At 66.3% G+C, this 14,320-nt stretch carries 11 protein-coding genes, 1 tRNA gene and 2 pseudogenes; 9 read left to right on the top strand and 5 right to left on the bottom strand.

What is annotated here, in order from left to right:
- Positions 1 to 13 precede the first annotated feature (13 nt).
- From ACZ6MA_RS26655 to serS, 3 genes are read left to right on the top strand one after another with little or no spacing between them, the layout of a single operon-like run.
- Positions 14 to 985, top strand: coding sequence for a diacylglycerol/lipid kinase family protein (locus ACZ6MA_RS26655; protein WP_469436541.1), 972 nt, complete (start codon positions 14 to 16; stop codon positions 983 to 985).
- Between the two features lie 2 nt (positions 986 to 987).
- Positions 988 to 2,496: an MmgE/PrpD family protein gene (locus ACZ6MA_RS26660; RefSeq protein ID WP_469436543.1), complete on the top strand. Its 1,509-nt coding sequence runs from the start codon at positions 988 to 990 to the stop codon at positions 2,494 to 2,496.
- A 40-nt stretch (positions 2,497 to 2,536) separates the two neighbouring features.
- Entirely contained in the window at positions 2,537 to 3,826 is a 1,290-nt protein-coding gene (serS, locus tag ACZ6MA_RS26665) for a serine--tRNA ligase (RefSeq protein ID WP_469436545.1), read from the top strand.
- 383 nt (positions 3,827 to 4,209) lie between these two features.
- Here serS and ACZ6MA_RS26670 read toward each other — a convergent pair.
- Both ACZ6MA_RS26670 and ACZ6MA_RS26675 read right to left on the bottom strand, forming a co-directional pair.
- A pseudogene (locus ACZ6MA_RS26670) lies at positions 4,210 to 4,510 on the bottom strand (transposase); the annotation flags it as partial.
- Between the two features lie 222 nt (positions 4,511 to 4,732).
- A pseudogene (locus ACZ6MA_RS26675) lies at positions 4,733 to 5,284 on the bottom strand (IS5 family transposase); the annotation flags it as partial.
- Positions 5,285 to 5,526: 242 nt separating this feature from the next.
- On the opposite strand from ACZ6MA_RS26675, the gene ACZ6MA_RS26680 reads away from it, so the two are divergent.
- Positions 5,527 to 6,387: an alpha/beta fold hydrolase gene (locus ACZ6MA_RS26680; RefSeq protein ID WP_469436547.1), complete on the top strand. Its 861-nt coding sequence runs from the start codon at positions 5,527 to 5,529 to the stop codon at positions 6,385 to 6,387.
- A 374-nt stretch (positions 6,388 to 6,761) separates the two neighbouring features.
- Here the strand turns inward: ACZ6MA_RS26680 and ACZ6MA_RS26685 are convergent, their stop codons facing one another.
- Both ACZ6MA_RS26685 and ACZ6MA_RS26690 read right to left on the bottom strand, forming a co-directional pair.
- Entirely contained in the window at positions 6,762 to 6,938 is a 177-nt protein-coding gene (locus tag ACZ6MA_RS26685) for an ABC transporter ATP-binding protein (protein ID WP_469436548.1), read from the bottom strand.
- 49 nt (positions 6,939 to 6,987) lie between these two features.
- Positions 6,988 to 8,001, bottom strand: a complete 1,014-nt coding sequence (locus tag ACZ6MA_RS26690) for a phosphatidylglycerol lysyltransferase domain-containing protein (protein ID WP_469436550.1) — start codon at positions 7,999 to 8,001, stop codon at positions 6,988 to 6,990.
- A gap of 317 nt (positions 8,002 to 8,318) precedes the next feature.
- On the opposite strand from ACZ6MA_RS26690, the gene ACZ6MA_RS26695 reads away from it, so the two are divergent.
- The 5 genes from ACZ6MA_RS26695 (at position 8,319) to ACZ6MA_RS26715 (ending at position 13,399) form a co-directional block, all read left to right on the top strand.
- Entirely contained in the window at positions 8,319 to 9,455 is a 1,137-nt protein-coding gene (locus tag ACZ6MA_RS26695) for an acyl-CoA dehydrogenase family protein (RefSeq protein ID WP_469436552.1), read from the top strand.
- A gap of 41 nt (positions 9,456 to 9,496) precedes the next feature.
- Positions 9,497 to 9,988, top strand: a complete 492-nt coding sequence (locus ACZ6MA_RS26700; RefSeq protein WP_469436554.1) for a hypothetical protein — start codon at positions 9,497 to 9,499, stop codon at positions 9,986 to 9,988.
- Positions 9,985 to 10,581 carry a flavin reductase family protein gene (locus tag ACZ6MA_RS26705; protein ID WP_469436555.1) on the top strand — a complete coding sequence of 199 codons (597 nt, stop codon included), beginning with the start codon at positions 9,985 to 9,987 and terminating at the stop codon, positions 10,579 to 10,581. Before ACZ6MA_RS26700 ends, ACZ6MA_RS26705 begins: the two co-directional genes overlap by 4 nt.
- A gap of 49 nt (positions 10,582 to 10,630) precedes the next feature.
- Complete coding sequence (locus ACZ6MA_RS26710; RefSeq protein ID WP_469436557.1) at positions 10,631 to 11,608, top strand: VlmB-like protein; 978 nt, start codon at positions 10,631 to 10,633, stop codon at positions 11,606 to 11,608.
- Positions 11,609 to 11,758: 150 nt separating this feature from the next.
- Positions 11,759 to 13,399 (top strand): pyridoxal-dependent decarboxylase, encoded by a 1,641-nt coding sequence (locus tag ACZ6MA_RS26715; protein ID WP_469436559.1) that lies wholly within the window; start codon positions 11,759 to 11,761, stop codon positions 13,397 to 13,399.
- Between the two features lie 315 nt (positions 13,400 to 13,714).
- On the opposite strand, the gene ACZ6MA_RS26720 is transcribed toward ACZ6MA_RS26715, so the two are convergent.
- Positions 13,715 to 13,803, bottom strand: a tRNA-Ser gene (locus tag ACZ6MA_RS26720).
- Positions 13,804 to 14,320 lie beyond the last annotated feature (517 nt).

Raw genomic sequence — 14,320 nt, forward strand, 5'->3', positions numbered from 1 at the left:
AGGAGAAGGTTCCTTGACCGACAGCGGCATCATGGCCAAAGAAGACCGCCGGGTAACTGTGATTGCCAACCCGAGAGCCGGATCCACCAGCAGCGACCTCGTCTCGGAGGTCGAGAGCATGTGCAGCTCCCACGCCGGCCACGTGCAAGTGCTCTGGACCGAGAACCGCGGTCATGCGACGCAGCTGGCACGCCAATGCGCACTGGACGAGACAGAACAGCGCCCCACCACAATCGTCTCCATAGGCGGCGACGGCACCGTCCGCGAAGTCGTAACCGGGCTGCTCGAGGCCAGCGACAGCGGCGCTCAGCCGCCCGCCCTGCTCGTGCTGCCCGGCGGCACAGGCAATTCGAACTACCGGCACTTCTGGCAGGACGTGCCCTGGCAGACAGCCCTCACCGCCAGTCTCACCGGCGAAGGCCGCGAGCTGCGCACCTACGACCTCGCGAAGATCGCAGGCACCTCCCGCCTCGTCGTTCTCGGCGCGAGCACAGGACTGTTCGCCGAAGCCACAGCCGAGGCCCTGACCATCCCCGTCGCCGGCAGGGCCCGCTACCAGGCCGCGATCCAATCAGTCCTCACCCGCTTTTCCCCCTACCCGGGACGGGTCCTCGTCGACGGCTGCCCCGTGCACGCCGGAGACACCGTCCTCGTCAACGTCGGCGGCGGACGCTACCGCGCCGGCGTCTACGAGACCATGCCGTTCTCCGCGCCGGACGACGGACTGCTCGATGTCTGCGTGATCGGAGCCGGCATCCCGGCGCAGACCGCCCTCGACCTCATGCGCCAAGGCGGTGCCCACGTGGCATCCGAGCACGTCACCTACCGGCGGGGCAAAAGCATCACCGTCGAACGTACCGACGGCGAACCTCTGCGCTTCGAGCACGACGGCGAAGTGCTACCCGGCGACGCCACGTCCATCACGATCGACGTCCTGCCACAGGTGCTCCCCGTGTTCGTAACCCCCCACCCGACAGAGGCATGATCATGGACCAGACACCGGCCAGCCCCAACTCCCGCCCCGACCAGCGGACCGTGCTGGAGGAGCTGGCGGACTGGGCCAGCACCCTGCAACTGCACGAGGTGCCCGAACGAGTCGTGGAATTCGCGGCGAGCCACATCCTGTCCCAGATGGCGGCCATCCGCGTGGGCCTCCAGCAGAGCGAAGGCAAACGCCTCGCCAACGCCCTCGGCGCCCCATTCCAACCGGACACAGCCCAATCCGCCCGGGTACTGGCCGGCGCCGGCGCCTGGTTGAACCTCGACGACACCGCCTACGCGGGCCATCTGGGCCCGTCGACGGTGGCAGTTCCTCTCGCGTTCGCCCATGCCCTGCGGCTGACCGGGGAAGACCTCCTGCTCTCGGTGATCGTGGCCAACGAGTGCGCGGCCCGCATCACCGCATCCGCCACACTCGGACCGTTCCGGGGACAGACCGCCCTGCACACACACCTGGTCGGCGCGGTCGCCGGGCGTCTGGCCAGCGAAAAGGCGTCCCCACACCAGTGGCGCAACGCCCTGGCCCTGGCCCTGAGCACGCCCCCCTGGACGCTGATGCACGGCTTCATCATCAGCGACGCCCGCCTCCTGCACGTCCCCGTGGCCGTGCGCATGGCCATGGACGCCTGTGACGCGGCAGCCAGTGGTCTCCAAGGCGCCACCGACATCGTCGAACACCCGGACGGCTTCCTCGCCCGATTCGCGACAGTGCCGCTGCCCGAGGCGGTCACCGCCGGCCTAGGCCGACGCTGGCATACAGAGACACTCTCCTTCAAGCTCCACCCGGGCGGGCCCGGCATCGACGCGGCCATCGACTGCGCGGCCGAGCTGCACTCCCTGATGGGGCAGTGGAGCACCGACGACGTGCAGGAGATCATCGTCGAAGGATCCCTTTACACCCTCTTCGCGGCACGCAAGGCGCAGCCCTACCTCGACGGCCCCCGCACGCCCATCGGCGCCATGGTGCTCACCACCCCCTACCCAGTGGCGACGGCACTGCTGACCGGCCACCTGGGCATCGAGGACTTCTACCCCCCAGCCGTTGACCAAACCGAGAGGTGGGCGCTGGCCTCGAAGGTCCGGCTGGTTCACAACGAGGCCATGACCAAGGCACTGATGACGGGGGACGCGCCGATGGGCGAGGCCATCCGCCAGGCGGGAGACCGCAGCACCCAGTGGCTACGGGATTTCGGCGGCGACGGCATGCCGGACCTGGCCGGCGAGGTGGGCCCGCCCCTCAAGGACTTCACCCAAGCCGTCAAACCGACGCCCGCCCGTGTCACGGTGCAGATGCGCGACGGCCGTTGCTACGCCCGGGAGCTCTCCATCCCCCACGGCGGTATCGGCCCCACTCTGCGTGTCCAACACCGCGCTTTGGTGACGGACAAATTCCTGGCCGCCGACGGACCGGAAGACATCGCCGAAGCGTGGTCCGCTCTCACGAAGCTCGGGCCGGATGACCTCGTTCCCCTGCTCGAGAAAGCCCTGGCCATCTAGGGACACGACGCTGTCCGCCCGTCCAAGGAGGTATTACGACGTGCATGATCCGCACGCCCTCTTGTCGCCTGATGGCGCAGCAGAACAGCGCTTGGCGCGCCGAGGCTACATCCTCGACCACGCTGCCCTCCGCGCCCTCGTCCGCGGGCGTGCGGAGGCAATCGCCGCCCGGGACGACCTGCGCGCAGACCTCAACACCATCTCGCGACGACTGCGCAGAAGTGAGACCAGCGAGGAGGACCGCCGTGCCGGAGTCGAAGCGGCCCGGGAGCTGAAGGAACGCATCCGCAAAGCCGAGGACAGCCAGCGAACGCTGGACGCCGAGCTCAAGGACCTGCTGCTCACTATCCCGAATTTACCGCTGGACGAGGCGCCCAATGGCGGCCCGGAGGACCCCGCAGTCGAGGTCCGGCGCTGGGGACGGCCCCCACAGCTCGACTTCCCTCCCCGGGATCATGTGGACCTGGGAACCGCCACAGGGATCCTCGACCTCGGGCGGGCCGGCAAGCTCTCCGGAGCGCGTTTCGCGGTCGCCGTGCAGGCCGGGGCGCTCCTCGAAAGAGCTCTGGCCAACTTCCTTCTCGACCTGCACACCAAGGAGCACGGCTATCGGGAGTACAGCGTCCCGCACCTGGTGACCCGGGAGACCATGACCGGCACGGGCCAGCTGCCGAAGTTCGAGGACGATCTCTTCAAGACGCAGGTGGCCGAGGACCGCGATCTCTACCTGATCCCGACGGCCGAAGTCCCGCTGGTCAACCTCTACCGAGATGAGACCCTCCCGGTCGCGGACCTGCCTCTGGCACTGACCGCTCACACCGCGTGCTTCCGCTCGGAAGCGGGCTCGTACGGGCGGGACACTCGTGGGCTCATCCGGCTCCACCAGTTCGCCAAGGTAGAACTCGTGCGGCTGTGCACATCAGAAGACGCAGCCGACCAGCTCCAGCTGCTGCTCGCCCATGCGGAGGAATGCCTCAAACGCCTGGGGCTGCATTACCGCGTCATCGATTTGCGCGCCGGTGACCTCGGGTTCTCGGCTCGCCGAACATTCGATCTCGAGGTGTGGCTGCCGAGCCAGGATACCTTCCGCGAAATCTCCTCGGTCTCGGATTGCGGCCCGTTCCAGGCCCGCCGGGCCGGCATCCAGGTACGCCGCGGGCCCAAGAGGGAGTACCTGTCCACCCTCAACGGCTCAGGGCTACCCATTGGCCGGACCGTGGTGGCGATCCTCGAGCAGTACCAACAGGGCGACGGATCGATCGCTGTTCCCCCAGCCCTGGTGCCCTACACCGGCTTCAGCAGGATCGGACCTGACGGTCGTTGCGACTGACCAGGTCATATAAACGTGTGGGGGGGCTGCCGCCATCTGGCGGTAGCCCCCCCCACACGTCTCCGGGCCTGCGACATGTTGTGCCGACGGCGGAACTCATGGGCAGCCTGCACGCGGGCCTCACCGCCGTGACGATGTCGGCCGCAGAAGGCCCCGTTCATCGCATAGCCTTCCAGTCTGTTTGGGTGATCGACTATGGCGACGCCGGCGGTCCCGCGGGGCCGGGTCGGAAACCCTGGGCTGGGGCCCGTCCACCGGCTGTTCTTCGAGTCGGCACGGCCGTTCGGGAGTCACCCAAGGCTCGACTTCCTCGTGAAGGCCCGTGGGCAATGGGTGAACGACGTGACGTTGGTGCGAAACCGGGGCGGCGACGGCCTCGACGGCTAGGCAGTTTCGTTTGGATCACCGGGTAGACCAGAGGAGATGCCTGCGACGTGCAGTCCGGTCAGGTAGATAGGTGCGGTCTTCTCGTAGCGGGTGGCGATGCCGCACCACTGCTTGAGGCGATTGATGGGCCTCTCGACGGTGTTGCGCTGCTTGTAGACCTTGCGGTCGAAGGCGAATGGTCTGCCGCCGCGACTGCCCCCGACGCGCAGGGTGTCCCCGCTGATCAGCGGGGACAGGGACGACCGCTCGGATCCCGCGCCTGCGTAGGTGCTCGCGGATCGCGGGTGAGGAGTGCGCCTAATGGGAAGCGAACGTCGGCGGTAGCTGCCGTTCTCCGGGCGCGAGCCGTGCCTTTGAGCGTGCCCGGGCCCGAGAGCCCTGTTGACAAGACGAGGCTGGCTCGCGCCCAGCAGTTTGGGCGTGAGTGCTCGGAACCAGGTGCGGTTCTGTCTGTATGGGCGTGGAAGCGGTCCTGTTGCTGCGGGCGGGGACATCTGCGGCCACCAGGCGGTTTGCTGTCCTGTCGGCCAGGACGATGCCCGGCCTGGTGCGAGGACGTCCGCGGCGGTGGGGAAGGCGCACATGGGCCATCCCGTCCGCGAAAGCGGGTGCGTCCCCGGCCTGTCCGGCGGTCAGGACGAAGGCCAGCGGTCGGCAGTCACCGGCGGCTGCGAGATGGATCTTCGTGGTCAGTCCGCCGCGGGACCGGCTGATGGCGTGGTCGTCCGGCTCGCCGACCAGGGCCCCTTTATCTGCGGGCCCCGGCGGCGTGCTGGTGAGCTCGCACGATCGTGGAGTCCACCGCCACAGCCCACTTCAGGTCCTTGTCGGCGTCGGCCTGGGCCATCAGTGCGGAAAACCCGCCCCCACGTGCCGTCAACGGCCCACATCCGCAGCCGGTCGTAGACGCCCCTCCAGTTGCCATACCTCTCCGGTAGGTGAACCCACTGCGATCCGGTCCAGGCGATCGCATCGATCACCTCCCGGTGGTCACGCCACCGGCCACCCCGCTTCCCTCCGGTCCGGAAGGAACGGCTCGATCCGCGCCCACTGCGCATCAGCCAACGGCATACCCAGACCAACGACTGGCTGATCCAATCGAATTTATCTATCCCATTGTGCAAATAGCAAGCGTCTGCAACTATTGCAATCGCCCGCAAAGAGCGCATGCATCAATTGCTCCCTGTCCCCGCTCGGCGCGAGGGGTCAGGCAACCGGCCAGTTTTCCTCTGCGCCCCGGCTGGCCGAGCCTGAATCGCCGACACCCGGGTCTTCAGCGTCTCGACCGCCCGCGACTGAAAGGCTCAACCGCCATGCCGTACAAGACCGTTCATGTCCCAACCTCCGGTGGTGACAGTGCCGTCGACTGTCTGGTCGTCGGCTCGGGCCCTGCCCTTGTGCTGGTGCACGGGACCGGCGCCACACCCGAGGGCAACTGGGGCCCGGTGATCGATGCCCTCCAGAACCGCTACACCATCGTTGCCCCGACCTTGTCCGGCTCGGGCGCCACCACCGACACCGGCTCACCGCTGACCGTCGACGACCTGGTCGCCCAGGTGCTGGGCGCCGTGGACGCGGCGGGCCTGGACACCTTCCACCTGGCTGGGCACTCCCTGGGGGCAACGGTCGCAGCCGCTGTCGCCGGAGAGAGCCCCCAACGGGTGCGTTCCCTCTTCCTGCATGCGGGCTGGGCGGTGACCGACCCGTGGCAGCAGTTCCAGTTCGACCTGTGGCAGCGGCTGCTACGCGCGGACAAGGACCTGCTCTCGCGGGTGTTGCAGGTCACCGCGATCGGCGCCGGGACGCTCACCAGGCGCCGGATCGAGGACTTCGAGCAGGGCGTAGCCGGCTTCAATGAACTGTTCGACGCGGAAGGCATGGCCCGTCAAGCCGCGTTGAACACACGGGTGGACATCACCGCGGCGCTGGCCCGGATCAACGCGCCCACCCTGGTCGTGTCCGGGTCCCAGGACCTGATCGTCCCTCCACACCACCAAAAAGAGTTGGCCAACGCAATCGCCGGTGCCCGCTACCTGGTGCTGGACAGCGGGCATGCACTGCCCTTCGAGCTGCCCGAAGTATTCGCCCGTACCCTGACCGAGTTCGTGGACCGGCACCAGGCGGACACCGCTGGTGCTCGGGCCGCCTGGGACCCAGCTCTCCCGCCGGTGTGACGCAACATCACGTCGTGGCACCAGCGACGAACGTGTCCCCAAGCACTCTCCCGTGGTCTGCCCAGTGATCTAAACGAAGCGCCCTAGCTCTCCTGAGTGGCCGAGGACTTCCGGGGCTGGGAAGGAGCGTGTATCTGGTGCTCTTCGAGCACGATCTGACCCTCTCCGCAGAGCACAGCCCCGGCGGCTACGTCCACCTGACGCAGGCATCCATGACCGGCCACCGTCCAAGGCATGGCATTTCGAGACCACCGCCGTGCACACGGCCAGCAAGGAGATGCGTAACCCCGCCGCCGAAATCCCTACCTTCCTCACGAGTGTTACCCAGCAACCGGAAGGCTTTCCAGGGCCAGCCCCACCGTGAGACCACGGTCCTACACGGCACGTCCGGTAGTGGCGGCCAGCAGGTCGTCCAGCTTGTGCAGCGCCTCGTCTGCGGCGGCCGCAACCGTCTTGCTGTCAGGGTCACCACACAGCTGGATGAACAACTCCGCCGTACGCTGCTGCGCGGATTCAAGCACTGACGGGACTACGATATTTTCGCCTGACATTCTGCTCTCCTCTACAGGTGAATACCGGGTCTGCACGCACGGGGTTTGGCTACATCGCGTTTGCGGCTCGCCAGACATTGACGAATCCCTCAAGGCTCGCCTTGCCGTCGAAGGCAGCGTATTCGGTGAGCACCAGGCTCTGGTTCCACTTCTCCTTATAGGCGAGCTGCGTCGAAGACGGGTAAATTATCTGATTCTCCCACAGGTGGTGCATGAGCCACTTGAATCCAAGACTGTGTCCCTCTACCTCCCTGTCATCGCTCATGCTGGTGAAGGGAGTGAAGCCAAAATGGAGCCACGGCACTTCCTCGCTGCGGAAGACGTCGATGGCGGCCTTGTTGATCGCCTCCATCACGCCGGCCGGGCTGTCGGGGCGACGTCGGCTCAGGTCGTGCATCCACCCCGGGTTGGAGCCGTACACGGGGGAATAGGAAACGTACCCGATCAGCTCGCCTTCGATGTGGCCGACGAAGAGCCGACGGTGCTTTTGCATGTCACCGCCTGTCTGACCGACCAGGTACTCCAGCGGACGGGCGCTTTCGCCCTTGATCGGGAGCCAGAGGCGGTCGATTTCGAGGACGCCCTGTGCCCACTGCTCGTAGTCGGCTTCGACGATGGTCAGCCCGCTGCGAAGTGCCCTCGAGATCTTGTTGCGGAGCTGCATGTACCGGGATCCGGCCAGGGTGAAGGCACTCAAGTCGACGGCATAGGAGGCTCCCACCTGATTGACGGTGAAGCCATGGCGCGCGTAGATCCGAGCGTCTCGCTCCTGCAGTTGGATCGAGCTCACGGCCCGGCCCTGGCTTCCAGCGAAAGCGCGGAAGCCCAGCAGAAGGTCCTCGTACGACTCGTCTGGGGCGAACGGCCCGCCGAACTGGATCAGGTGGTTTCCTGCCGGCCGGTAGACGACGACGCCGGGGCGGCCAGGAAGGGTGAAGTAGGAGTTCCCTTCATTAACGGCAAGAAATGAGCTCGGATTCTCGGATGCCGAGTACTCGCGGATAGCGGCGAGGACATAATCGACTGATACTTCGCCAACCGCATCTTGGGTGCGCACACTCATCAAAATTCTCCTTGCGTTCCTGGAGCCCGCTGCTACCGAGAGCCGGAGGTGCGAGCCCGTGGGGGCATGAGGTCAGGCGCAGCACCATAGTGCGGCCTGTGATGAGCCTTCATCAATAGCAATCGAGGCACAGGCAGGACGCCGTCAGCGGGGCGTCATCGAGATGTCAGGCCTTGGTTTCCAGAGTGCTTGGCAGCGGTGTGTCAGGAAGGCATCAGGCGGTAGTCAGATCCCCGTGTCAGGATCTCACCGCGAAATGGGCGAACGAGTCCCATCCGTACGACCGGCTTTCGATCTGACGCTGGAGGATTCCGCGCATGCGCTCCCTCGATCTTGCACGCGAGACGACCGACCGTCTCCACCCCGGGCTACTCAAGGGACTCTCGGAAATCCCCTTGCTGGAAAGGGAGACGGCCGGCAGCCCCATCCTCGACATATTCCGCTCCCAGGGCGGGGCCGGGCTGCTGGTGCCGGCAGCCTACGGGGGGCTGGGGGCCGACGCCCTGGACGCCGTCCGGGTGACCCGGGCGCTCGGTGCCTACTCACCCTCCCTCGCGGCCGCCGCCACGATGCACAACTTCACGGCGGCCATGCTGTTCGCCCTGGCCGAACGGGTCGTACCCCCGAGCCCGTCACAGGTGGAACTGCTGTCCCGCATTGCGCCGGAGGGGCTGCTGCTCGCTTCCGGCTGGGCCGAGGGACGCACCCAGCAGGACATCCTCAACCCATCGGTGTCGGCTACGGCCGTCGAGGACGGTTTTGTCCTCAACGGATCGAAGAAGCCCTGCAGCCTCTCGCACTCCATGAACCTGCTGACCGCGAGCGTCACCCTGCCCAGCACCGACGGTGCTACGTCGCTGGCCGTGCTGCTCATTCCCGCCGACTCGAAGGGCATCTCGGTACACCCGTTCTGGGAGAGCCCCATTCTCGCGGCCTCGCAGAGCGACGAGGTCCGCCTGGAGGATGTCCACGTGCCCGAGCACCTGGTCATCCGCGGCACCGCAGATGACCCTGAGCGTCTCAATGACCTGCAGACGGCCGCGTTCGTCTGGTTCGAGATGCTGATCACCTCCGCCTACGTCGGCGCTGCGAGTGCTCTGACCGAGATGGTCATGGAACGCAGTCGTGGCAGCATCACCGACCGGGCGGCCCTCGGGATTCAACTGGAGTCGGCCGTCTCCCTGACGGAAGGCCTGGCCCGTGCGATCCGCGATGGTCTCGCCGGCGAGGAGGCGGTCGCCGGATGCCTGACCACCCGCTTCGCTGTGCAAAAGGCGCTGGCGGCCATCGCTGACCAGGCGGTCGAGCTTCTTGGAGGCATCGCCTTCATCAAGTCCTTGGACGTCGCCTACCTCTCGTCGGCGCTTCACCCCCTTGCCTTCCATCCGCCCGGCCGGACCAGTTCGTCCCCCCACCTGGTCGAGTACTTCAACGGCGGACCGCTGCAGATCTGAACCGCGCTACGCGACGACAAGCACCGACGGGTGGCCTCACCATGGATCAAGTTAATTCTTTCGAGTCACCGACGACCGTTCGCCTCCACCGGGCCGAGTATCTTGCCGGCCTCGCCGTGTCCCTCGGGTTCTTCATCGCCCACATCGGCGACGTCCGCTGGTTCCCGGCGATCCTTCTGTTCGTCTACATCGACCTCATCGGCTACATCCCCGGGGCTATCGCCTACCGGAAGAGCCCGGACAAACAGATCCCAAAGACCTATTACGTGCTGTACAACACCATGCACAGCCTGCTGACCCAGGGGGCAGTCCTCGGACTGTGGGTCGTGGTCAGCGGCTGGGAATGGGCGCTGCTGGTCATCCCGATCCACCTCTGCGCGGACCGCGGAGTCTTCGGCAACTTCATGAAGCCCTTCGCGCTGTCCTTCGAGCCTGTGGCGAACGCAGAGTTCGCCAAGCTCTCCCAGAACCTGTTCGCCAAGCCTCGGGCCCACACCACCACCGCTTCCAGCGTCGTGAGGACGGGGCCATGAGCAGCACACAAGTCACTGCTGCGACCATTCCGCAGGACCATGCGACCGAGACCGAGGGACAACGGCTGCGAAGCGTCTCACGCCAGATACCCACTGGGGTGGCGGTCCTGACCGCCGCCCACGAGGGCACGGTGCACGGAGCTACGGTGAGCACCGCCTGCGTGGTCTCGCAGCGCCCGCTGATGATGTCGATCAGTCTGCGCCGTGAGTCATTCATGACGCAGCTGATCTCGCGGAGCGGGCAGTTCGAGGTCAACGTCCTCTCGTCCCGCCAGGCCTTGCTGGCTGACTGGTTCGCCAACCCGCAGCGGCCGGCCGGGCTGCGTCAGTTCGATCACGTCAAGTGGGAGACGGACGAGGAATCCGGTGTTCCCGTCCTGCGGGATTGTCTGGCACGGCTCACCTGCCGCCTCTCCGACCAGGTCCTGGTCGGAGACGCCGACGCACTCCTGATCGCCACGGTCGTCAGTGCCCGTACAGGCCCCGGGCGTCCGCTGGTCAATTTCGCCGGTCATCTTCACGACGTCGAGTTCCGTGATGTGGTCCGGCGCCAGGGGTGGCGCGTGCCCAGCCCCCCGGCGGGCCTGGAATAAGGCCGCCCCTCTACTTCACCTGCGCATTTCCTGAAAGGAAGACCACTTCATGACCCTCTCGATCCCTACCGAGGCCGACTGGGACCAGGCCCCCACCCTCCTCGACGGCGCCATGAACCTCGACCTGACGGCGGAGCAGTGCGATCTAGCGTACTGGTTCCAGGCAGTGGCTCAGGGCACGCTGCGCGACCGTGCAGAGAACGGCCACACCGCTGACGAGGTGACACCCGAGCACATGCGCAAGGACGGCCCTCTGCGGGCCGCCCAGATGCTGGAGCTGGGGTGCCGTTCGGTCGCCGAAGCCGAAGGCACCCGAGCCCTCGCGTACTACGTGGCTCACGCCACCGGGCTCCCGGAGATGGACTTCTTCGCGACTCAGCTCATGGACGAAGCCCGGCACTCAATGGTGTTCCGCAACCACCTGGTCGAGATGGGAGTCCCCAAGGAGGAACTCCACAAGACCATCGCCAAGCTGTCAGCGGACTACAAGCACGAGGTCCTCGACCCGATCCTGGAGTTCGCCCTGCAGGCGGTGCGTGATGAGAAGGACTTCATCGGCGGCGTAGCCGTTTTCACGATCATCATCGAAGGTGTGCTCGCGCCGGCGGCGGAGCTGAGCGAGCGTAAGTGGAACCTCATCGACCCGGCCGCCAGTGCCATCGCCCGCGGAGCCGCGATCGACGAGATCCGCCACCTGACAGTGGGCAGCTCCATCGTCCGCGATCACCTGCAGCGCCACCCGGAGTACCGGGCAAGGCTGATGGACATCATCGTCCGCGGTCGAGAGCTGTGGGACACAATTCCTGACAAGAAGTACATCATGGAGCGCGAACACCTCTTCCAGGAGGGCATGCACCAGCACGCCGACCTCATCGGCGACTACGAGGTATGGCCCGGCCGCCGTCTGCTGGACACCTCCGCAGAGGAGCGCTACACGACCGCCGAGCGGTGGACGGACGAAATGGCCGCAGCCCGCCTGGTCTACATGGGCCTCGAGGAAGCCATCGAGATCCTCCGACTGACCTGACTCCGGTGCCCTGCCCGGTCCGCCTCGTCTGACAGCGAGGCGGACCGGGCCGGCGGCACTACCGACAGCGCGTCGGCGCACGCGGTGATTACGGGACGAGACCTCAGAAGAGACAAGGCAAACACCGTGACGACATCAGTGAACGCCCCCATGCCCGATCTCCCATACGGCCCCGAGGACACCCCGTGGCAAAAGACCTTCAGCCACCTCAGCGTCCTTGAGAAGATCCCCCAGGTATCCGCTCCGGCCGGTGACCCACGGGACTCCTACCCCGAGGTCCCCGAAGTCCCCTACGCCAAGGTGCAGCTGCCGGCGAGCGGCCTGGACGCCGAGCAGTACGCCCAGGCCGAGTCCCTGTTCCGCAACTATGTGGACCAGCAGGCCGAGAGCTTCATCGGCTACCAGATCAACAACGACCTCAGTCTCAAGGAACGCCTCGGGCACTACCTCGACCGCCACCTCAACAACGTGGGGGACCCCTACCAGTCAGGGGCGTTCACCACGAACTCCAAGGTCCTCGAGCGGGCCGTCCTCGACTACTTCGCGTCCTTATGGAACGCCAAGTGGCCCCACCGCGACGACGACCCCGACTCCTACTGGGGCTACCTGCTGACCATGGGATCGAGTGAGGGCAACCTGTACGGTCTGTGGAACGCCCGCGACTTCCTGGCCGGAAGGTTGCTGCTGAGGGAGGTCGAATCCGGCACGCAAGCCCCGTCCGGCGTGGTCTACGGCCAGGCCGTCCGCCAGGAGGGACAGAGCCCCAACGCCTACCACCCTGTCGCGTTCTTCTCCCAGGACACCCACTACTCCTTGACCAAGGCCGTGCGGGTCTTGGGCATCGACACCTTCCACGCCGTGGGTAGCACTCGCTACCCGGACGAGAACCCTCTCGCCCCTGGCACTCCCTGGCCCACCGAGGTGCCATCGGTCGGTGGCATGAACGGCACTGGCGCCATCGACGTGGACAAGCTCGCCGTACTGGTCCGATTCTTCGCCAGCAAGGGCTACCCGATCCTGGTCAACCTCAACTACGGCTCCACTTTCAAGGGCGCCTACGACGACGTCGCCACGGCTGCCCGCACCGTCCGTGAGATCTGTGCCGAGTACGGCCTGGATGAACGTCGCGTCTACCACGGTCGCGGTGAGGACAGCGCCTACGATGTCCGCCCTGGCTACTGGATCCACGTCGACGGCGCACTGGGCGCTGGCTACGCGCCGTTCCTGGAGATGGCCCGCGACGCGGACGTCATCGCAGAGGCTCCTCCGGTCTTCGACTTCCGTCTGCCCGAGGTCCACAGCCTCACCATGAGCGCTCACAAGTGGATGGGTGCCCCCTGGCCTTGCGGAGTGTTCATGACCCGCACGGGCCTGCAGATGATCCCGCCCAGGGCAGCGGAGTACATCGGGGCCTCAGACACCACATTCGCCGGGTCCCGCAACGGGCTGTCCGCCCTGGTCCTGTGGGACCACCTGGCCAGAAACTCCTACGATGACCAGATACGGAGGGCCGTGCACGCCCAGCGGATGGCTGGACACGTCCACGACCGCCTCGTCGCCCTCCAGGACGAACTGGCGATCGACCTGTGGGTGGCACGCAGCCCGCAGGCCCTGACCGTGCGCTTCCGGCGACCTAACGCGGAAATTGTTCGTAAGTACTCGCTTTCGTCCGAAACCCTGAACGTCGACGGAGCAGAGCGCCCCTACGTGCACCTCTACACGATGAACCACGTCACCGAAGAGCTCATCGACGCGCTGATACAGGATCTCCGCCAGCCTGAAGCATTCTGAACAGCCGCCCCGCCAGCCGTAGGCACAGCAGCAACGTCTGCTGTGCCTACGCGTCAGCCGCCCAAGGCGGAATACCCGACTGTGGACACCACGGCTCGAAAGATGGCAACTGACCATGGGCCCGGTGACATACAGAGCGCCTCACGAGCGCACCGGCACGCCGGGCTCTGCCTTGGCAGGAACCTTCAGCCGAGCATCCTGTGAGGCGAGCCTCACGAGTCATTCCTGTGGCGGCGGCTGCCATGGACGTACACCGGATTGAGCGAGGCGGAATTCGCTGACCCCTGGCATCCAATAAGGGCCTTCGCAGGTGGGCGGAGAGGGCAGGATTCGAACCTGCGCGGGCCGGAGCCCGGCTGAGGCAGTACCTCAAGCCCCCGTTGGGCCACTTCGGGTACCTCTCCTTGTCGAACGCGGACGCTGTCAGTGGCGTCCTGGCCGACCGCAGCCGACTCGCTTCGGCCGGGCTGCACGCCTCACTATGCCAACACTCGCTGACCAGTCCCTGACCTTCGGCTGACATGCGACTGGTGTGCAACTGCCCCTCGTGTGGTGTGCAACTGCCCTCGTGCCGATACCCGCGATTTGCCGCCCCACCTGCACTGCTGCATTTATCAGGCCGCGCGGCGCCCAGTGATCGAAACCAGCGCCTCCGGTCGCATTCCGCTTGACCGGCTGTGCTGCCCATGCAAATATCCAGTCGATGACCGGCGGTCGGTCATATGACGGAGGTGCGGGGGATGCACATCAATGGAGCGTCGGCTCACAGCGGGCTGCGGACCGTCCAGCCATGGGCTACTCCGTAGCCGACCCCAAGCCGTGAGGGCCGACGCCCCGGCTCATACCGCAGCGGCTCTGTTTCCGCCGACGCGATAGCCGCAGCCGCTCCGGCTGACGGGCCGACAGCATGGCGGCGCAGAG

The sequence above is a fragment of the Streptomyces sp. NPDC042259 genome, assembly GCF_055582085.1.

Coding starts and splice junctions, on each gene's coding strand:
- ACZ6MA_RS26660 (WP_469436543.1), top strand. CDS start 988: ATGGACCAGACACCGGCCAGCCCCAACTCCCGCCCCGACCAGCGGACC.
- ACZ6MA_RS26680 (WP_469436547.1), top strand. CDS start 5,527: ATGCCGTACAAGACCGTTCATGTCCCAACCTCCGGTGGTGACAGTGCC.
- ACZ6MA_RS26685 (WP_469436548.1), bottom strand. CDS start 6,938: ATGTCAGGCGAAAATATCGTAGTCCCGTCAGTGCTTGAATCCGCGCAG.
- ACZ6MA_RS26690 (WP_469436550.1), bottom strand. CDS start 8,001: ATGAGTGTGCGCACCCAAGATGCGGTTGGCGAAGTATCAGTCGATTAT.
- ACZ6MA_RS26695 (WP_469436552.1), top strand. CDS start 8,319: ATGCGCTCCCTCGATCTTGCACGCGAGACGACCGACCGTCTCCACCCC.
- ACZ6MA_RS26700 (WP_469436554.1), top strand. CDS start 9,497: ATGGATCAAGTTAATTCTTTCGAGTCACCGACGACCGTTCGCCTCCAC.
- ACZ6MA_RS26705 (WP_469436555.1), top strand. CDS start 9,985: ATGAGCAGCACACAAGTCACTGCTGCGACCATTCCGCAGGACCATGCG.
- ACZ6MA_RS26710 (WP_469436557.1), top strand. CDS start 10,631: ATGACCCTCTCGATCCCTACCGAGGCCGACTGGGACCAGGCCCCCACC.
- ACZ6MA_RS26715 (WP_469436559.1), top strand. CDS start 11,759: ATGCCCGATCTCCCATACGGCCCCGAGGACACCCCGTGGCAAAAGACC.